Raw genomic sequence first — 18,668 nt, forward strand, 5'->3', positions numbered from 1 at the left:
GGCCTGTTGCGAAGGCCTGTAATTGACTCATAGCCACGCTTTGACTCCCGCAACCTGACTGATTGCAGGTAAAAATTTTACGGAGAATTTACGCAGTCTTTATGGGAGGCATTCGATACTGCGCGGCGCTAATTTGGAACGCTATCGTGATGTCCCTCGCAGCAATTCGGCTTATCGGCTTCATCTTGGGTATTTTTCTGATCACCCTGGCGGTAAGCATGGCTATACCCATGGTCACGCTGGTGGTCCATGAGCGTAGCGACGATCTGTCGGCCTTCCTCTGGTCGAGTCTGATTACCTTCATCTGTGGTCTGCTGTTGATCGTGCGAGGGCGTCCGGACGCCGGCAATCTTCGCCCCAGAGACATGTATCTGCTGACTACCGCGAGCTGGGTCATTGTCTGCGCCTTCGCGGCTCTACCCATGGTTTTCATCAGCGATATCAGCTACACCGATGCATTCTTTGAAACGATGTCGGGCATCACAACCACTGGCTCGACGGTACTCACCGGTCTGGATAGCGCCTCTCCCGGCTTGTTGATCTGGCGTTCCATGCTGCACTGGCTAGGCGGCATCGGTTTTATCGGCATGGCTGTCGCGATTCTTCCGCTCTTGCGAGTCGGCGGCATGCGTCTTTTCCAGACAGAGTCCTCGGACTGGTCGGAGAAAGTGACACCACGTTCTCATGTCGCAGCCAAGTACATTCTTTTGCTCTATCTGGGCCTGACGGGTATCGGCACATTGGCGCTCTGGCTCGCAGGAATGACCCCATTCGAAGCGATCAATCACGCAATGTCGTTGATCTCTACCGGCGGGTTCTCGACGTCGGATTCCTCCCTCGGGCATTGGGAGCAGCCAGCAATTCACTGGGTGGCGGTAGTCATCATGATTCTGGGCAGTCTGCCATTCACCTTGTACGTCGCAACCTGTCGCGGCAATCGGCGTGCGCTGATCAGGGACCACCAGGTACGCGGGTTTATTGGGTTCCTGCTGGTCACATCGTTGGCGGTAGGTACCTGGCTGTATTTGCACAGCGACTACGGATGGTGGGACGCGTTTCGTATCGTGGCGGTCAATGTGACCTCGGTCGTCACGACCACCGGAATTGCGGTTGGCGACTACACCTTGTGGGGCAGCTTCGCTGTGTTGCTGTTTTTCTATCTGACCTTCGTCGGTGGCTGCTCCGGCTCAACGGCAGGCGGGCTGAAAATCTTCCGTTTTCAGGTGGCTGCCGCGCTTCTGGTCAGCAGCTTGAAGCAGTTGATTCACCCTCGGGCCGTGATTCAGAAAAAATACAACGGCCATCCCATCGACGAGGAGATCGTCCGTTCGCTGCTGACCTTCTCGTTTTTTTTCACCATCACGATTGCCGCCATCGCTTTGGGCCTGGCACTGATCGGGCTTGATTGGATTACCGCTCTGAGCGGTGCCGCTACGGCGGTGTGTAACGTCGGCCCCGGCCTGGGCACAATCATCGGCCCGGCAGGTAATTTCTCGTCACTGCCCGATGCGGCCAAATGGCTACTCACCGTTGGCATGCTGCTAGGCAGGTTAGAGATCCTGACGGTGTTGGTGCTCGTGACCCCGGTTTTCTGGAGATATTGAGCCAGTCATTCGCTGGCAGAGACGCCGATTGTTGCCTGTTTCGGTGAATAGCAGGGCAGTCATGGCTTTACCGCGTGATCATCGTCAGTACGGGGAGCGTCCATCGGTTTCTTCTCCGGTACTGTAAAACTCACTGTCGTACTGGTGATGATCCGGTGCGTCGGGTCGGCCACTTCCAAGAGAACCTTGTGAGGACCGGGCGTTAGCCCGACCAGGATAATCGGGTCTTCACTGGTGTGCGCCCACGTACCTTTCCAGTCATCGACGGTCACGTGAAGGTGACCTAAGCGTGGCGATACCTCAGCAGCCACTTTGCCAAATACCGGCATGATCCTGGCGTGCTCTGTTCGAAACTGGATGATGACCACTCCACGGGCGAGCGGCTCGGCAAGCGGCGGGTAGGCAATGAGTCTCGGCGCACTCTCGGATGCCAAGGGCAGTATCGCCAGCGGAGAATCGCTGTCTGCTGCCCCTTGTCCGAGCACGGATGGGCAAAAGCAGACACCCAAAGCCAGGGCCAATAGACTTCCGGGAGCGAGGGACATGATCGGTTTCTCCGCGTGATTTCATTCAAGCGTAGATCAACCTGGGTATTGCCCGCGGCTCATTTGAAAATGGAATCATCCAACGTATCTCATCGATACTGACTGGCCGCTTCTGGCCGATCTCCGTGTCACGGATCGCCAAATACCCAAAAGCGGCCACCCTTGTGTTTGTGTACTATCTCAATTCGCTAGCGCCAGTGAGCGCGGGTCTCGATACCCGCTTTGTCACGTTTATCTGATGACAGTCCAAGTCGACCTCTGCCGAATAAGCCCCGGGGGAAAACGGGACCACCCAATCAGAAGCTGCTTTCGAACCATAGCTGTCGCTTAACAGCAAATCTGCCAACATGTTTTCTAACAGGCTTGTCCTGAATCCATCGCAAAACCGAACTCACGAGTACTTTGATCATATGGCCACAGGTCTTAGTGATGCCGAGCTTGATTACGTACTGGGAATGATTGAGAAAGCCCCAAACACCGAATTAAATGTTATGTGTGAGCACCTGCAGATCGACAGCCGCGATCTTCTCAATCAGTTGGCGATCTCAGTGGCAAGACTGTTTATCACCGGCGGCCGCGATTTTCACTACTGTGATGAGGTGATGAATATTGTCATCAGCGATATCGTCGATCTGTCCTTGTACGCAGAGATGCCCGAGCCGGCATTTTCGATCTATCAGGCATTTGATGCGGGCGAGTATTGGCACAGCGGCGATGACCGGGAGGTATTCCCTTGGGAGAGGTGGACCCGTCCTGAGCTTGAGAGAATTTTGCGTGAGGTCGGCGGCTAACAACCAAGTCGAAGGTGCCCGCGGTAACGCGGGCACCGTTTTCTGTGTGGGGAAAACGCTGACCCGTCTGCTTACCAGTTGTAGCTCAGCTTGGCGGTAATCTCGCGGCCCGGGTTGTAGAAGTTCGCGGTGCCGGAGCCGACCACGTGCTGCTCATCCAGCAGGTTGCTGACGTTCACCGCCAGGTCGGTGCCCTTGGCGATCTTGTAGTTGAAGGCGGCGTCGAACAGGGTAGTGCCATCGCTTTTGCCGGAGTTGGCTGCATCGAAGTAATAAGCGCCGACGTAGCGCGCACCCAGGCCCACGCTGACATCAGTGGCGGGTACGTCGTAGTAACTCCAGAGCGAAGCGGAATGTTTGGGTGCCGTGGCGAACTCGTTACCCTTCAGCGAGCTGCCGTCGTACAACGAACCGCGCAATACTTCGGACTCCATGTAGGAATAGCCACCGATCAGGCTCAGGTTTTGCGTCACCTGCGCCTTGGCCTCCAGGTCGAGGCCACGCGCGCGCGATTCGCCCACTGTCTGCTGCTCGATGATGCCGCTCGGCAGCACCACGGCGATGGTGACGTTTTCCTGGGTCAGGTCATACACGGCGGCGGAGAACAGTGCATCCATTCCCATCGGCGCATACTTCACGCCCACTTCGTACTGCCTGCCTGTCTGCGGTGTCACGCCAACCTGCGGCGGCGAGACGGATTCGACCATGCTCACGTAGGTGGACACCTCATCGTTGACGATATAGGTCAACGCACCTCGGTAGGAGGTTTCGGAGAAGGTGTCTTTCTCAGTGGATTGCAAGCCTTTGCTGGTCAGGTCCATCGAGTCGTTGCGCACACCCCCGGTGACGATGAAGCGTTCATAGAACGACAGGTTCTGCTGAAGGAAGACGGCCTTGGTGGTCGCGTCTCGCTTGTTGACGGCATACGGCGCGATTGAGCGTGGAACGCCAGTAAACACGGGGTTGGCAATATCGATCGGGGTCGTCAGGGCGTAGACCGAGCTTTCCTTGGTGGTCGAATCGAGGTATTCCACGCCCACCAGGCTGCTGCTGTCGATGTTCTCGAAGCGGGCATCGTATTGCAGCATCAGATTGCCGTTGAACTGGTCGGCTTCAGTGTCGGTTCCAAACAGGTACCGATCGACGCTAGTACCGACACGTGCGGCGCTGTCGCTGAGGTACACGTAGCCGAAATCATCGGTCAACTTGCTGTAACGCAGATTGCTGCGCAGCACGAAACCGTTGTCGAAATCATGGGTGACGTTACCGCTGAGGCTGGTGCGCTCGACATCGTGGAAGTTGTAGCTGGGCTCGCCATAAAACTTGCTGCGGTCGTATTCCCGATCCAGTGGATAGCCGCCGCTGTTGGGCGAACTTTCGGTTTTCAGGTAGTCCAGAATCATCGTGGCCGACGTGTAATCCGTCGGTGCCCAGGTGAGGCCACCCATAAACAACTGGTTGTCGTCCTGCGAATGATCGTACTCGCGATCGCTATTCTGGCCTTTGGCAGTAAAGCGGCCAGCCAGGGTTTTCTCGTCGTTCAGCGCATCGCCGACATCGATGCCGGTCTCGACATGGTCAAACGAACCGTAGGTCACATAGCCTTGGCCAAACTTCTCGAAGCGCGGCTGTTTGGTCACGAAATTTACCGAACCGCCCGGGTCCGCAGGGCCAAACAGGGTGGAGTTGGCGCCACGCAGAATCTCGATGCGCTCATAAGCGAATGGGTCTTCGCGTACGCCGCGCATCGAGCTGAGGGTCAAGCCGTCACGGTAGGTGGTGGCCTGGAAGCCGCGGATCTGGAAATAGTCGTTGCGATCATCCGTACCATAAAAGTCGCTGACCACGCCCGGCGTGTATTGCAGCGCTTCTTCCGTGGTGCTGACGCTGCGCTGCTGCATTTCCTTGTTGGTCACCACCGACACCGATGCCGGCGTATTGAGAATGCTGGTGGCCACCTTGCCGCCCACCCAGAGTTCCTTGGCAACCACCGAGTTGGCGTCGTCGTCGGCACTGACCCGAACCTTGGCATTGATGATGAGCGGGGCAAGGCGGTAATCCTCAACAGCCGTTGCGTCGAGCTCCAACGGGCCGGCGGTTTTTGCTTGAGGGGTCAGCAGGTAAGCATTCGGGCCTTGCTGTTCGACCTGCAATTCGCTGCCCTGGAGCAACGATGACAGCGCTGCCGATGTATCGAGCGAGCCATTCACCCCAGCCGTGGTGCGGTTCGCCACACTCGAGGCGTCGAAGGAAAGACTGATGCCAGCCTCGCGCGCAAAGCGGTCAAGCGCTGGCGCCAGTGGCCCGGGGGCGATATTCCACTGTTTGACTTGATTGCTGTGATCAGCGCCCGAGGTTTGCGCCAGCGATGGCAATGCGTAGCTGCTCACGATCAAACCCAGGATCGCACCGTGCATGGCACGACTTAATGGATGGCGCTGTGAAACCGGGGACGAACTCATTTTCTCGCTCCAAGAAAGGACATCGGCAGACTGGCCTGTATTCCGGCCTTCCTTAGAGGTCGAACGAGAATGAGAAACCACCTCATTATTTTTCAGGTAGCGAAAAAATATTCGGGTGGAGTCAGGTGGCAGCGGTTACGGTGACCCAGTAACGGGTTCGGTAATCAATGTGCAGGCGCAGTGACTGCGCGATCAATGCCAGGACCCGATCGTTGTCGGCGAGCTGGAAGGTGCCGGAAACGCGTCGATCAGCGACCTCTTCCGCGCAGCGCAGGACTCCTGGGCGATAACGCGACAACTCTGCGATGAAGTCACCAAGGCGCATATGGTTCGCACTGATCACTCCGTCACCCCAACCCCATAGATCAAGGCCGTTGTCCCTGAACCTTCGGGCGTCACTTGAGGTGAACAGCAGTTGATTTCCTGCCAGGACGTTGCGGCTCGCAGGCGTTTGACTGGAGCCGGGGAACACCGTGACTGATCCTTCCTGGGCCGCGACCAGAGTGCCGTCGTCACGCTCGCGGACCAGAAAGCGCGAGCTGTGGGCTCGCATGATCCCGTCGCGTGATTGCACCCACAACGGTCGCGCTTGCGGCGAGTGTTGATCCGCACCGACATTCACGATGATTTCACCACGGCGCAGGATGATCAGGCGTCGCTCGGCGTCGAAATCGCTGTCGACGGCGCTATCGCTATTGAGCTGGATAAGGCTGCCATCATCGAGTTGGAAACGTCGTTGCTCGCCGGTGCTGCTGCGCTGCTGTGCAAGCATGGAGGGCAGGGGGGTGTAGTCGCGGCCGAGCCAGGCTGCCGTGCCGACGGTCGCCAATACGCCCAGTAGCTTCAGGCTTTCCCGCCGGCGCATTCCCTGCTGGGCGCCCTTAAGGGTTTGTCGAGCCAGTTGAGCTGGCACGCCTTCGAATTCATCGCCAAGCGTTTCCACACGCTGCCACGCCAATCCATGCTCCGGGCGCTGCTGCAGCCATTGCTCGAACGTGCGCTGTGCCTGTTCATCGGCTTGATTGAAGCGAAGGCGCACCAGCCATTGGATTGCCTGCTCGACAATGGCCGGATCCAGCGCCTCGGGCTCAGGCCTCGACATAACGCAAGCGATAGCAGTGTTGCAGGGCCGTGGCCAGGTCGCGCTCCACCGTCGCGCGGGAAACACCGAGCTTTTCGGCGATTTGTGCGCAGGTCAGACCGTCGAGTCGGGCAAATAAAAACGCCTGGCGAACTCTTGGTTTAAGCGAGTCGAGCAGACGGTCTATGCGCTCGAGGGCATCAAGAATCATCAACCGGCTTTCTTCCGAGGGAACCTCGTGTTGCGGCAGCAAGGTGATGCTTTCCAGGTAGGCACGTTCGAGTTCGCGACGACGATACTGATCAATCATCAACCCGCGGGCAATGCTGCTCAAATAGGCGCGTGGCTCGCGCAGGGCGCCGGACTGATGGCGGTGCTTGAGCACTCGCACAAAGGTGTCCTGCGCCAGATCTGCGGCGTTGTCGCGACAGCCGATGCGCCGAATCAGCCAGCCCTGTAACCACGAGAAGTGGGTGCGATAGAGCAGCCCTGGATCTGCAGTACCTAGTGTTTCGTCGCTACGCATCGGCATCCCGGGACATACATGATTGATAATGAATCGCATTCTACTCAGGCGATTGATCTTAGGCAAACATGCGCAGCTCAGCGCCTGCATGCAGGCGAATGGCATGGTTGTGCAGGAACTACGAGTGGAAGATGCGTCCGGCAATTGGATAGATTGAACGCTCGCCGTCCCGAGTGGCTTGCCTTCTACCCGAGTGGCTTGCCTTCTAAAGGGAGAGGACGTTGCCCGGGCTCACATCTGCGAACCAATCGACCAGCATGTCCGTCAGCACCCGTATCTTTCGCGCAGGGTGCTGGCTTTGGGGGCGAACAATGTAAATACCCGCCGGAACAGGGGGATATCTGTGCATGACGGACACCAATGCGCCAGATTTGATGTGCTCGTCGATGACGCTGTCAGAAAGGTACCCTAGACCCAGACCTGCAACGGCTGCCGCGGCGAGCGCGACAGGATTGTCAGCCTTGAAGCGCCCTTGGGGATTAACCATGATGGACTTTTGGCCATCCATAAACCGCCAGGTTTCCGCACCTTGCATAAGAGATTCATGCGCAAGAATCTCGTGGGGAGCCTCTGGCGCTCCATGTGTACTCACATAGCCTGGGCTTGCCACGAGTTTGCCGTGAATGCTGCCCACACGCTTTGCGATGAAATTGGAGCTCTGTAAATGGCCGACCCGAATAGCACAATCGAAGCCCTCGCCAATCAGATCGACGATACGATCGCTGTAACTTGCATGAATGTGCAGGAGAGGGTGGCGTCGCCCCATTTCAGCAAGCACGGGGGCAATATGTGTCGGGCCGTACGAGATCGGTGCTGCGATCCGGAAGCGACCTCGAAGGTCTCCATCTGGAACAATGGCGTCCCTGGCCGCGTCAAACTCAGCGACGATCCGCGCCGCATACTCTCGCAAGGCGGCTCCCGCTTCGGTGACAGCAGCACCACGGGTTGTCCTGGCCAATAGCTGCACACCCAGTTGGGTTTCCAGCTTCAGAAGCCTGCGGCTTATTATCGATTTCGCAACACCCAGTCGCCGGGCCGCCGACGAAACACCGCCCGCGTCGGCTACCTCGACGAAGGTTCGAAGATCATCAATATCCAATGCTTCCTGCCTCTGCAAATGGCCATTAGTGCGTTTCAACCCCTGACCAACAGTCCATGGCTGCCGTCCACTGCGGACAGCTGCCTGAGCGTTAGTCAAGCGATCGCACCGCCGTCCACGGTCAGGATGGCGCCAGTGATCAGGCTCGCGGCAGGACTGGCCAGATAGACCACCGCACTCGCAACCTCGCGAGGCTCGCCAAAACGTCCCAAGGACGACAGGCTCCGCTGAAAGTCGCCGGCGGGGCCGAAGGCTGGATTTGCGTCGGTGTCGACCGATCCCGGCTGAACAAGATTAACGGTTATGCCGGTGGGGCCGAGTTCACGTGACAAACCCCGGGTGAATGCGAGCAACGCCGACTTGGACATTGCATAGGCTGTTACACCCGCAAAGGGCACCCGCTCTGCCAGTCCCGAGCCAATTGTGATGATTCTTCCGCCAGCGGGCAGATGCGGGATGACCGCCTTTGCGAACAGGACGGGGCCTCGCACGTTGATATCCATCAGTGCTTGATAGTCGTCTACATCAATGTCGGCGATCATTCCGCTCAAGCCGATAGCCGCGCTATTGACGAGAATATCGAGGCCGCCCAGCGTCGAGATGGCCTGCGCGACTGCGCATTCAATGGCTTGCGGGTTGGCACTGTCGGCTTGAATCGCGATAGCACGACGCCCTTTATCAGCGATGAATTTGGCCACTGCCTCAGCTTTTTCCGTCGACTGCTGGTAGGTGAACGCAACATCGGCGCCATTCTCTGCCAGTGCCACTGCGATAGCGGCGCCGATCCCGCGAGCTCCTCCCGTCACCAACGCACGTTTTCCTTCCAAATCGATCATTACTCACCTGTCTGGCATGCAGTTATTTGGCCGCGCGCATTCACCAGGGATGGTGCAAGCGTGCCGATACGGGGGCGGATATTAGGGATCCAGTTCCTTGGTTTGTAGTCTCGTGGGTTGTATTACTGTGTCGCACAAATCGGAACATCCAACCGGGTGTTGGCGTTATTCGCGAGTGAGGAATGAAACTTTGGAGAAATATTCGGGTGCGCTGATCAGGACTGGACGTATTAGCCGCGATAGCTCTGATGGATCAATAAGCAAGCCTGGTATCCATACTTTGCTTTCAGGACTCACTCTAAGGGAGCTTGCAATCGGGTCTTTCAGCTCTGTGGCGACTCAGGAATATGTGCCGCCTGGTCGCAGTATTCAAGCAGCAATTCGGTGAGCACCCTTATCTTTCGCGCAGGGTGCTGGCCTGGCGGTCGAACTACATAAGCGCCTGCTGGAGGCGGCGGATAATCCGTCATGATCGCTACAAGTGCGCCGCTCGCCAAATGCTCATGCGTGACCCAGTCAGGTAACCAGGCAATGCCGATGCCGGCCAAAGCTGCGGCCAGCAATGCGGTGCCATTGTCGGCTTTGAACGTTCCCTGCGGGCGCACCGTAACCATCGTGTCACCATCCATGAATGACCACGATTCATTGCCTTGCATCAGTGCTTGGTGGCTGACGACTTCGTCGGGTGTTTCGGGCGCTCCATGCGCCTTGATATAGACGGGGCTTGCCACCAATTGGCCAAAGATCGGTCCGATACACCGGGCGATCATGTTGGAATCGGGCAGGTAGCCCACCCGTATCGCGCAGTCATACCCCTCGGCGATGAGGTCAACGAAACGATCGGTGTAGTTCGTTTGCACATGAAGCTGTGGGTGACGCCTGGCCATTTCCGCGAGGATCGGCGCGAAATGTATTGGCCCCAAAGTCAGGGGCGCGGCGATCCGCAGGCGGCCACAAAGCTCGCCGGAAGGCAAGATCGCATCGCGTGCCGACTCGGCCTCAGCGCATATTCTGGCGGCGTAGTCGCGGAAGGTCGCCCCAGCTTCGGTAAGGGCCGCACCGCGGGTGGTACGCGCCATCAGTTGCACGCCCAGCTCTGCTTCCAGGCGGGCAAGCCGGCGACTGACGATAGATTTCGACGTGCCCAGGCGCGTTGCCGCACGGGAAATGCCGCCGGCATCGGCCACTTCTACAAAGGTTTCAAGCTCTTCTATATCCATTTCCACGTTCCTTTTTTTGTCACGCAGCTACGCACGGAATGCGACTACCAGAACGTACATCTGAACTGCACATTACGGAGTTCGCGCCTTGGCGCCAATAGCGGTTCCCGGGGACGTCCTGATCTGTGCGTACATGGGGCCACTTTTCGAGCGGCCGGCAGTGCGTGCGAGTGTCGACAAGCTGCTACAGGATGTATTGCGGGGGCGTATACGGGTTGTCATTGAACGGGCCTTTACCCTATCGCAGGCTGCTGCGCATGACTTCGCGGAGCGAAGCAAACCGCTGGGGCGCGTCGTCATGAAGCCGTGAAGCCATCGCCAGAGAATGGCAGCAAAAACCGTGGCGTTCCTCATTCCGCGACACAGTTAGTCATTCGCTGCTACTACCCGAAGGTTTGAGGGCGCTGCACAGTGCATGAGGCATCGCCGCTCATAAGGCGCGCTGCACGGAAACTGATCCCGCAAATAAACGTGCCAACCCACGGCAACAAGAGGATGGATTAATGGCTTTTCGTAACGGTCTTGCTTCGCTTCTTCGTCCAGAAGACTCCGTACTTGTGTTGATCGACCACCAGCCTTTTCAACTCACCAATCTCAATAGCCACGATCCGCACGCAGCGGTCAACTGTGCGACAGCATTGGCGAAGGCTGCGAAGGCGTTTAACGTCCCGACCATTCTGACCAGTGTGATTGCCGAGCGTGGCGGTTGGATCTTTCCGCAAATCACCGACGTTTTCCCCGGTCAAAAGGTGATTGACCGAACGCTCATCAATACTTGGGAAGACAAGAAAGTAGTGGACGCGGTCAAGGCAACAGGCCGCAAGCAATTGGTCCTGGCTGGCCTGTGGACTGAGGTCTGCGTCGCCATGCCAGCGATTCAAGCACTAGGCGAGGGCTGGGACGTTACCGTGGTCACCGACGCGTGCGGTGGCGTTTCGGTTGAAGCCCATCAAGTCGCCATCCAACGCATGGTCGGCGCCGGGGCAAATGTCATGACCTGGTTGGCAGTCATGGCTGAATGGCAACGCGACTGGGCACGCCTCGATACGGCAGGCGCTGTAACCGATGTGCTTCTCCAGCATGCTGCAGGTAGCGGCATTGCTTATCTGTGGGAGCAGCAATTGCTCGACACGCCGGTACCCGCTGAAGGTTGATCAGCACGGGAGTGAGGGGCCAGTGAAGTACCGCTTTGCCAGGGAGGCGCCCCATTCCCGCGTTCATCGACGGCCGATACTGAAGGCGTGCATTCGCAATCTGCCGGGATATTGCGAATGACCAATACCTAGTCCAACACAGCACATGGCCGGCTCGGGCCAGATCACCAACATTAAGCCTGGCTGACTTTGGCGCTTGGTAACTGCCTTCATCTGCCCGCGAAGCCCGTGCACCGTCATGTCTTTGCATCGGGAGGCCCGCTGGCTCTGCGTAGCAATGCACTAAAATCCCTTCATATCGCGATCGATTGTTTCGGTGCTTTCACTCGGCGCCACAGCTTGATCAAGACCGCTCAAAACAATAATCGAGGTCTCTCTCAATGGCTGTCAGTTACAACCCTGAGCTCCACTATTCCGGCTTTCACGACCTGAGCGACCAGGTTCGTTTTCAAAGCACGGAAGGCAAGATCTGGTTTGGCGAGCAGCGCATGTTGTTGATGCAGGTATCGGCGATGGCTAATTTTCGCCGTGAACTCATCAATAGCCTCGGCGTCGACCGCGCCAAGGGGTTCTTCTTGCGCCTTGGCTACCAGTCTGGACTCAAGGATGCGGAAATGGCCCGCAAGCTCAGACCAGACAGTCCGCAGTTGCAGATGTTTCTGGTCGGCCCGCAACTGCATTCCCTCAAAGGTATGGTCAATGCGAAACCCATTCAGTTAGAGCTGGATCAGGAGAGCGGCCATTTTTATTGCGAGCTCGAATGGATTGACTCCTTTGAGGTCGAGACTTGCCTGACTGAAGTCGGCCTGATGGAGGAACCAGTCTGTTGGTCTTTGTTGGGCTACGCCTGTGCGTACAGTTCTTCATTCATGAAACGCGAAATCATCATCCAAGAAACGACCTGTCGCGGATGCGGGGATGAGCGCTGCATCATTATTGGTAAACCTGCCGAGGAATGGGAGAACGCCGCAGAATTCAGACAGTATTTTCAAGCCGACCCAATCATCGAGGAGCTGTATGAACTGCAATCACAGATCAGCTCTCTGCGTAGAAGCCTGGAGAAGCAGGAAGCTCAATTCTATGGAGTAGGGCGCTCGCCTGCCTATTTGAAGGTATGCAAGATGATCGACAAGGCTGCCAAAGGAAAAATTTCCGTCCTGCTGCTCGGAGAAACTGGCGTCGGCAAGGAGGTCATCGCACGGAGCGTGCATCTGCGCAGTGATCGCGCCGAGCAAGCGTTTGTCGCAGTGAACTGCGCTGCCATTCCTCAGGACCTGATTGAAGCCGAATTGTTTGGTGTTGAGAAAGGCGCTTTTACCGGCGCCAATCAAACCCGCCCAGGACGCTTTGAACGGGCCAACGGAGGGACGATTTTTCTAGACGAGGTGGTGGAGCTGACGCCCAGAGCGCAGGCGACATTACTTCGGGTACTGCAAGAGGGTGAACTGGAACGGGTAGGCGATTCCCGAACCCGCAAGATCAATGTGCGAGTCATCGCTGCTACCAATGAAAGCCTCGCCGACGCCGTCGAAGCGGGCCGGTTTCGCGCCGATCTTTATTACCGCTTGAATGTGTTTCCGGTGCAGATTCCCCCACTGCGCGAGCGACTTGAAGATCTGCCACTGCTGGCCGAGCACTTTATAAGCAAATTTCACTTGCAATATCACAAGCGAACGCTGGGTTTATCAGACAAAGCTCTTGAATTGTGTCGCCGCTACGCCTGGCCGGGGAATATTCGCGAATTGGAAAATACGATTGAGCGTGGCGTCATCCTGACCGACAGCAACGAGACCATAGGCCAGGATGCACTCTTTGCAGTCTTCCCAAAAACAGACGATTCGCACGGTGATCGTCTCAACTCTGATGGCGCGTTAGTTCAGGCTGGCGGTGAAGAACCTTGTCCCGATTGGGTTACGCAGATCTTTGATAAAAACATCAGCCTGGATGCTGTGGAAGAACGGCTGATGCGCCGCGCCATGGAGCTTTCACACCAAAACGTCTCGCAAGCCGCTCGCATGCTCGGCTTGACCCGGCCGGCACTGGCCTATCGCCTGAAGAAAAGCGGCTTGTTGCATGACGAGAGTCTTGAGTGACTTTGCGTGGCCGCCTGGCGGTTCACCGTGGACCACGCTCGAGCTGGATTGATCAAATCAACAAAACCTCGCCGAGACTTCATCAAATGATCAAACAAGCCCTTCGATAAACTCCGAGCCCGATACTCGCGACATCACATTAAGTTATATGTCATTGATAAATATCGATTTATATAAGTTGTATAAAATTGGCATAGCCCTTGCTCCAGTACCAATTGTCGCTTTTCGACACGTAGCAATTTGCAACATGGGTTGGATGACCGCGAATCGCAAAATCGTACTCATAAATGGAGAGTTCATGAATACTCGAAGCATCAAATTGATCACTGCAGCAATGGCGCTCGCCTCATGGTTAGTAACAATCACTCCAGCGTCGGCGCAGTCAGCTACTGAAGCGCAATCTGCTGCTTCACTAGCGGTTGTCGTGGAATTCCTGGCCAATACCGCACCCGATAAAGTCGAAGCCGCGGCAATGAGGTTGGCAGCTCCAGACGCCACCTATGTTTCTCTAAACTTTGACAATCCAGAACTCAGAAAAATCATGCCGTGGACCGGCACAAACAAAGGTCCCAAAGCCTTTAGCTCTTTGTTTTTGCAGGTCTCAAACTACTGGAAAATCGAAGACTTTACGATTACTACCAAAATCGCTTCCGGCGAAGATGTCGCGATTTTCGGTAAGTTCACCTACCGCTCCGTGGCGGTCGGACATCTGTTCACATCACCGTTTTCCATCCATGCGAAAGTTCAGGATGGAAAGATGACCTATTTCCAGTTCATGGAAGATACCTACGCGTCTGCCAGTTCGTTCCGGCAGTCCGGTTCATGGACCGTGAAGACATCCAAAGATGCACTTCCCTTCAAGGTGGGAGCGAATTAGCCGCAGATGATGTGCACTTGCAAAAGCAGCTTGGCAAGCGTTTTTCGGGCATTTAACTGAACCCCGCGAACGCGGCTGAACAATGCTGCATTCGTAAATTCAAGGGGCTTTTCGGCACCCCTGAACTCGTCCGGAAAGTGGCTTTTAGCACTACCAGGACGGGTAACGTTCTGCTTGCGCAGCCACGCATAACGCCGCTTTCGTATTGCTCTACTTACCAAAGGGAATCCGCCATGTCCAACAAGTACTTAGAAATACTGACCCCGCAAAACAGCCAAGTGATTTTCATCGACCACCAGCCCCAAATGGCCTTTGGTGTGCAGTCGATAGATCGGCAGGTGCTGAAAAATAATGTCGTGGGGTTGGCCAAGGCTGCCAAAGCGTTCGGCATACCTACCACCATCACGACTGTGGAAACCGAGGGTTTCTCTGGCAATACATACCCTGAGTTGCTAGCGGTATATCCGCAGAACAAAATCCTCGAACGTACTTCAATGAACTCCTGGGATGACCAAAACGTTCGTGATGCCTTGGCAGAGTCCGCCATTGCCGGCCGTAAGAAGATCGTCGTATCCGGCCTGTGGACCGAGGTCTGCAACACGACCTTCGCACTGTCCTGCCTGCGCGATACAGACTATGAAATCTATATGGTTGCCGACGCCTCGGGTGGCACCTCGATCGACGCGCACAACTACGCCATGGACCGCATGATTCAGGCCGGTATCGTACCGGTTACCTGGCAGCAGGTGCTGCTCGAATGGCAGCGGGATTGGGCGCGCAAGGAGACCTATGAAGCCGTCATGGGGATCGTGCAGGAACATTCCGGCGCCTACGGGATGGGTGTGGATTATGCCTACACCATGGTGCATAAGGCGCCTGAGCGGGTGCAACACGGCGAGCACATCGGTCCAAACCCTGCTAAATAAATCCGTTATGCAAGAGCTGTCGCGCAGCGCTGACGCGATAGCTCCACCCATCGGCGTTATTGTCCAAAACACGAGGTGGAGCATGAGGATGTATGCAGTCTAAAACGTCCAGTCAGACGTGAGTAACCGGTTCTCAAGGTTCGCTATTCCCTGAAGGCCCTGGAAACGGGCTTTATATCTGTGAGGCCTCTACCTATGACATCGCGCCGAAAACTTCTCCAGGCCGCCTCCACCTTAGCGTTAGGGGGTGTCTTTGGACGCAGCGCTTTTTCCGAAACTCTAAGTAGGGAAGGGCCGAATATGACCGATTCCATTCCGGACATCATTTTCCACAATGGCGAGATCACTACACTGGATCGCGCCAACCCAGTCGCCCACGCCGTTGCAATCAAAGACGGCAAGTTTCTGGCTGTAGGGTCAGACCAGGAAGTCATGGCGCTGGCTGGCTCAGCCACAAAAGTTGTCGACCTCAAGCGCCGTTGTGTGCTCCCTGGCTTAGTCGATAACCATACCCACATGGTCCGCGGCGGCCTTAACTACAATCTGGAATTGCGCTGGGACGGTGTGCGTTCACTGGCTGACGCCATGGACATGCTCAAGCGCCAAGTGGCTAACACACCAGCACCGCAGTGGGTTCGCGTGGTAGGTGGCTTCACTGAACACCAGTTCGCTGAAAAGCGTTTGCCAACCATAGCCGAGATCAATGCGATCGCGCCCGATACACCTGTATTTCTTCTGCATCTCTATGACCGGGCCTTGCTCAATGGTGCGGCCTTGCGCGCGGTCGGCTACACCCGAGATACCCCCGAGCCACCAGGCGGGAAAATTTACCGCGATGCCAATGGTGCGCCTACGGGCCTGCTGTTGGCCACGCCCAACGCGACGATCCTTTACGCCACGTTGGCCAAGGGACCGAAGTTGCCCTTCGACTATCAGGTCAACTCCACTCGCCATTTCATGCGCGAGCTCAATCGCTTGGGTGTGACAGGGGTTATTGATGCGGGCGGCGGTTTCCAAAACTATCCCGACGATTACGCAGTGATCCAGAAGTTGGACAACGATGGGCAAATGACGGTCAGGTTGGCTTACAACCTGTTCACTCAGAAACCCAAGGAAGAGAAGGAGGATTTCCTCAAGTGGACCTCCAGCGTTAAGTACAAGCAAGGAAACGACTACTTCCGTCACAACGGCGCGGGCGAAATGTTGGTGTTTTCCGCTGCCGACTTCGAAGATTTTCGCCAGCCGCGACCGGACCTGCAGCCCGAGATGGAGGGAGAACTGGAGGAAGTTGTGCGCATCCTCGCAGAGAACCGATGGCCGTGGCGGTTGCATGCCACCTACGACGAAACCATTACCCGAGCGCTGGATGTATTTGAGAAGGTCAACGAGGACATCCCCCTCGCTGGCATCAATTGGTTCTTTGATCATGCCGAAACCATCTCGGACAAATCAATCGACCGTATCGCCGCGCTCGGCGGTGGCATCGCTGTACAACATCGTATGGCTTATCAGGGGGAGTACTTCGTCGAGCGCTACGGCGCCCGTGCGGCGCAAGCGACCCCGCCCGTAGCGCGCATACTGGAAAAAGGGGTGAAAGTGTCTGCAGGCACCGATGCCACCCGGGTTGCCTCCTACAACCCCTGGGTTTCGCTATCCTGGATGGTAACCGGTAAAACGGTGGGCGGTCTGAATCTGTACCCTCAACGAAACCTGCTTGATCGCGAAGCGGCGTTGCGGATGTGGACAGAGAATGTCGCCTGGTTTTCTAACGAAGAGGGCAAACGTGGTCGCATCCAGACCGGTCACTTTGCTGACCTGATTGTGCCAAGTAAGGACTACTTCTCTGTGCCTGAAGACGAGATTTCATTTCTTACCGCCGATATGACCGTGGTTGGCGGGCGCGTGGTTTACGGGGCCGGCCAATTCGCCAGGTTTGACGACAACCCGCTACCGCCCGCCATGCCTGACTGGTCGCCGACGCGTACCTTTAAAGGTTATGGCGCTTGGGGAGACCCAGACGGAGCAGGCAGAAACTCGCTGGCTCCGCTGCGCGCCCAAGTCGCGGCCTCGTGCGGCTGCGCAAGCTTTTGCGGCCTGCACGGTCACGATCATGCCGGTGCATGGGGATCCAATGCTCCAGTATCGGACCCTCGAAGTTTTTTTGGTGCCTTGGGCTGCTCCTGTTGGGCCGTGTAAAAATGGGCCGGTGATCGATCAGCTATCCTATGAGGGTCATCGGCCATTACTCCTGCACTGCCAGCGCCTCAATCAATTCTTGGGTGGTCACGATTGAATGAGCGAAGGTCGGCCCGTTCAACTCGTGGGGTGCTACGTGTTTGACGCTTTTGGCTGGGAGAATGGCGGCGAGGACGTTGCGGACCATTGCGCACGCTTTTGGCCGAGTGCGCTCTAAAGAGATTACAAGGAACTATGCAGCCACAAACTCGATCACCGTCTTGCCCTTGCCGCGGCCTTCGGCGACTTGGCGAAATGCCTCGTTGACGTCGTGCGGCGCAAAGTGCTGTTGATCCACGCGGATTGTCAGTTGACCCGCATTGGCCAGCGCAGCGGCCTCGCGCAGGATAGCGCCGTGATGGTCGCGTCCTTTGCCGGTGAGCAGCGGAGCCAGAGTGAAAACCCCCGAGTAGGTGGCACTTTTGAACGATAACGGTGCCAGGCTGTGCTGGCCCCAGCCCAGGCAGCTCAGCACGTGCCCGGTATAGGCTTTCACGGCTTTGAATGATGCATCCAGCGTGCTGCCGCCGACGGTGTCGTAGACAATGTCGAACCCTTCGCCGGCGGTGTAGTGCTCGACATAATCCTCAACGCTCTGTGCCTGATAGTCGATCGCTGTAGCCCCCAGCGAGCGTATGAAGTCGAGACTGCGCGCCGAACCGGTGGCGTAGACATCGGCACCGCGTGCCTTGGCCAGTTGCACAGCCACTTGGCCGACCCCACCCGCGCCCCCATGAATCAGGACACGCTGACCGGAGCGGACATTGGCGTGATCGACCAGACCTTCCCACGCGGTGATGAATACCAAAGGCAATGCAGCCGCCTCACGCATGCTGAGGGTGTGTGGCTTGACCGCGATCAGGCGGGCATCCACGGCAATGTACTCGGCCATGGTGCCTTGGGCACCGCCGATCCCGCCGGGCATGCCGAAGACTTCCTGGCCCGGGGTGAACCCGTCGACCGCTTCGCCCACTTCGACGACCGTACCGGCAAGATCAAGGCCGAGCACGGCCGGCAGCGATTGGCGGGCGTGAGCCCCTGCGCCGGCGGCAATTTTGGTATCGAGCGGATTGACTCCAGCGGCGTGAACCCTGACCAGTACTTGCCCCTTACCGGGAACAGGGCGATCGATGTGACGGATGGCGAGAGGGGATTGAGCGGACTCGGCGATGGCGGCAAGCATGGAATGTTTCATGACGGGAACCTGTGTTGGGATGGA

The 18,668-nt window shown here is 56.9% G+C and carries 15 protein-coding genes and 1 pseudogene; 7 read left to right on the forward strand and 9 right to left on the reverse strand.

Annotation, left to right across the window (positions count from 1 at the left end; all coding sequences use genetic code 11):
- Positions 1 to 149 precede the first annotated feature (149 nt).
- A complete protein-coding gene (locus tag JWU58_RS13385; RefSeq protein WP_206422148.1) occupies positions 150 to 1,604 on the forward strand; it encodes a TrkH family potassium uptake protein in 1,455 nt (484 codons plus the stop codon).
- A 59-nt stretch (positions 1,605 to 1,663) separates the two neighbouring features.
- On the opposite strand, the gene JWU58_RS13390 is transcribed toward JWU58_RS13385, so the two are convergent.
- Positions 1,664 to 2,149, reverse strand: a complete 486-nt coding sequence (locus tag JWU58_RS13390) for a DUF6130 family protein (RefSeq protein WP_206422149.1) — start codon at positions 2,147 to 2,149, stop codon at positions 1,664 to 1,666.
- Positions 2,150 to 2,559: 410 nt separating this feature from the next.
- Between JWU58_RS13390 and JWU58_RS13395 the strand changes: the two genes are divergently transcribed.
- Entirely contained in the window at positions 2,560 to 2,940 is a 381-nt protein-coding gene (locus JWU58_RS13395; RefSeq protein ID WP_122507382.1) for a hypothetical protein, read from the forward strand.
- Positions 2,941 to 3,011: 71 nt separating this feature from the next.
- Here the strand turns inward: JWU58_RS13395 and JWU58_RS13400 are convergent, their stop codons facing one another.
- The 6 genes from JWU58_RS13400 to JWU58_RS13425 all read right to left on the reverse strand — a co-directional run bounded on the left by JWU58_RS13400 (position 3,012) and on the right by JWU58_RS13425 (position 10,164).
- Positions 3,012 to 5,402, reverse strand: a complete 2,391-nt coding sequence (locus tag JWU58_RS13400) for a TonB-dependent siderophore receptor (RefSeq protein ID WP_206422150.1) — start codon at positions 5,400 to 5,402, stop codon at positions 3,012 to 3,014.
- A 121-nt stretch (positions 5,403 to 5,523) separates the two neighbouring features.
- A complete protein-coding gene (locus JWU58_RS13405) occupies positions 5,524 to 6,504 on the reverse strand; it encodes a FecR domain-containing protein (protein WP_206422151.1) in 981 nt (326 codons plus the stop codon).
- Positions 6,491 to 7,009 carry a sigma-70 family RNA polymerase sigma factor gene (locus tag JWU58_RS13410; RefSeq protein WP_051600722.1) on the reverse strand — a complete coding sequence of 173 codons (519 nt, stop codon included), beginning with the start codon at positions 7,007 to 7,009 and terminating at the stop codon, positions 6,491 to 6,493. The genes JWU58_RS13405 and JWU58_RS13410 overlap by 14 nt, the downstream gene beginning before the upstream one ends.
- Before the next feature lie 205 nt (positions 7,010 to 7,214).
- Positions 7,215 to 8,108 (reverse strand): LysR family transcriptional regulator, encoded by an 894-nt coding sequence (locus JWU58_RS13415; RefSeq protein ID WP_122706226.1) that lies wholly within the window; start codon positions 8,106 to 8,108, stop codon positions 7,215 to 7,217.
- A 95-nt stretch (positions 8,109 to 8,203) separates the two neighbouring features.
- Positions 8,204 to 8,944, reverse strand: coding sequence for an SDR family NAD(P)-dependent oxidoreductase (locus JWU58_RS13420; protein ID WP_206422152.1), 741 nt, complete (start codon positions 8,942 to 8,944; stop codon positions 8,204 to 8,206).
- 323 nt (positions 8,945 to 9,267) lie between these two features.
- Entirely contained in the window at positions 9,268 to 10,164 is an 897-nt protein-coding gene (locus JWU58_RS13425; protein ID WP_016774759.1) for a LysR family transcriptional regulator, read from the reverse strand.
- Between the two features lie 503 nt (positions 10,165 to 10,667).
- Between JWU58_RS13425 and JWU58_RS13430 the strand changes: the two genes are divergently transcribed.
- The 5 genes from JWU58_RS13430 (at position 10,668) to JWU58_RS13450 (ending at position 17,410) form a co-directional block, all read left to right on the forward strand.
- Entirely contained in the window at positions 10,668 to 11,318 is a 651-nt protein-coding gene (locus JWU58_RS13430; protein WP_206420272.1) for a hydrolase, read from the forward strand.
- Positions 11,319 to 11,698: 380 nt separating this feature from the next.
- Complete coding sequence (locus JWU58_RS13435) at positions 11,699 to 13,411, forward strand: sigma-54-dependent Fis family transcriptional regulator (RefSeq protein WP_071172470.1); 1,713 nt, start codon at positions 11,699 to 11,701, stop codon at positions 13,409 to 13,411.
- A gap of 298 nt (positions 13,412 to 13,709) precedes the next feature.
- Entirely contained in the window at positions 13,710 to 14,288 is a 579-nt protein-coding gene (locus tag JWU58_RS13440) for a nuclear transport factor 2 family protein (protein WP_016774755.1), read from the forward strand.
- Positions 14,289 to 14,521: 233 nt separating this feature from the next.
- On the forward strand, positions 14,522 to 15,214 hold the full coding sequence (locus tag JWU58_RS13445) for a hydrolase (protein WP_071172469.1): 693 nt from the start codon (positions 14,522 to 14,524) through the stop codon (positions 15,212 to 15,214).
- A 195-nt stretch (positions 15,215 to 15,409) separates the two neighbouring features.
- Positions 15,410 to 17,410 carry an amidohydrolase gene (locus tag JWU58_RS13450; RefSeq protein ID WP_206420273.1) on the forward strand — a complete coding sequence of 667 codons (2,001 nt, stop codon included), beginning with the start codon at positions 15,410 to 15,412 and terminating at the stop codon, positions 17,408 to 17,410.
- A gap of 46 nt (positions 17,411 to 17,456) precedes the next feature.
- Here the strand turns inward: JWU58_RS13450 and JWU58_RS27295 are convergent.
- Positions 17,457 to 17,597, reverse strand: a pseudogene (locus JWU58_RS27295) (cysteine hydrolase); the annotation flags it as partial.
- Between the two features lie 45 nt (positions 17,598 to 17,642).
- On the reverse strand, positions 17,643 to 18,644 hold the full coding sequence (locus tag JWU58_RS13455; protein ID WP_206420274.1) for a zinc-dependent alcohol dehydrogenase family protein: 1,002 nt from the start codon (positions 18,642 to 18,644) through the stop codon (positions 17,643 to 17,645).
- Positions 18,645 to 18,668 lie beyond the last annotated feature (24 nt).

Origin of the sequence: Pseudomonas atacamensis, from assembly GCF_017167965.1 — a bacterium.
GTDB lineage: Bacteria > Pseudomonadota > Gammaproteobacteria > Pseudomonadales > Pseudomonadaceae > Aquipseudomonas > Aquipseudomonas atacamensis.

What these genes read in the sequence shown, in the direction of transcription:
- JWU58_RS13390 (WP_206422149.1), bottom strand. Translation starts at nt 2,149, where the DNA reads ATGTCCCTCGCTCCCGGAAGTCTATTGGCCCTGGCTTTGGGTGTCTGC.
- JWU58_RS13410 (WP_051600722.1), bottom strand. Translation starts at nt 7,009, where the DNA reads ATGCGTAGCGACGAAACACTAGGTACTGCAGATCCAGGGCTGCTCTAT.
- JWU58_RS13445 (WP_071172469.1), top strand. Translation starts at nt 14,522, where the DNA reads ATGTCCAACAAGTACTTAGAAATACTGACCCCGCAAAACAGCCAAGTG.
- JWU58_RS13435 (WP_071172470.1), top strand. Translation starts at nt 11,699, where the DNA reads ATGGCTGTCAGTTACAACCCTGAGCTCCACTATTCCGGCTTTCACGAC.
- JWU58_RS13395 (WP_122507382.1), top strand. Translation starts at nt 2,560, where the DNA reads ATGGCCACAGGTCTTAGTGATGCCGAGCTTGATTACGTACTGGGAATG.
- JWU58_RS13450 (WP_206420273.1), top strand. Translation starts at nt 15,410, where the DNA reads ATGACATCGCGCCGAAAACTTCTCCAGGCCGCCTCCACCTTAGCGTTA.
- JWU58_RS13400 (WP_206422150.1), bottom strand. Translation starts at nt 5,402, where the DNA reads ATGAGTTCGTCCCCGGTTTCACAGCGCCATCCATTAAGTCGTGCCATG.
- JWU58_RS13430 (WP_206420272.1), top strand. Translation starts at nt 10,668, where the DNA reads ATGGCTTTTCGTAACGGTCTTGCTTCGCTTCTTCGTCCAGAAGACTCC.
- JWU58_RS13455 (WP_206420274.1), bottom strand. Translation starts at nt 18,644, where the DNA reads ATGAAACATTCCATGCTTGCCGCCATCGCCGAGTCCGCTCAATCCCCT.
- JWU58_RS13405 (WP_206422151.1), bottom strand. Translation starts at nt 6,504, where the DNA reads ATGTCGAGGCCTGAGCCCGAGGCGCTGGATCCGGCCATTGTCGAGCAG.
- JWU58_RS13385 (WP_206422148.1), top strand. Translation starts at nt 150, where the DNA reads ATGTCCCTCGCAGCAATTCGGCTTATCGGCTTCATCTTGGGTATTTTT.
- JWU58_RS13420 (WP_206422152.1), bottom strand. Translation starts at nt 8,944, where the DNA reads ATGATCGATTTGGAAGGAAAACGTGCGTTGGTGACGGGAGGAGCTCGC.
- JWU58_RS13425 (WP_016774759.1), bottom strand. Translation starts at nt 10,164, where the DNA reads ATGGATATAGAAGAGCTTGAAACCTTTGTAGAAGTGGCCGATGCCGGC.
- JWU58_RS13440 (WP_016774755.1), top strand. Translation starts at nt 13,710, where the DNA reads ATGAATACTCGAAGCATCAAATTGATCACTGCAGCAATGGCGCTCGCC.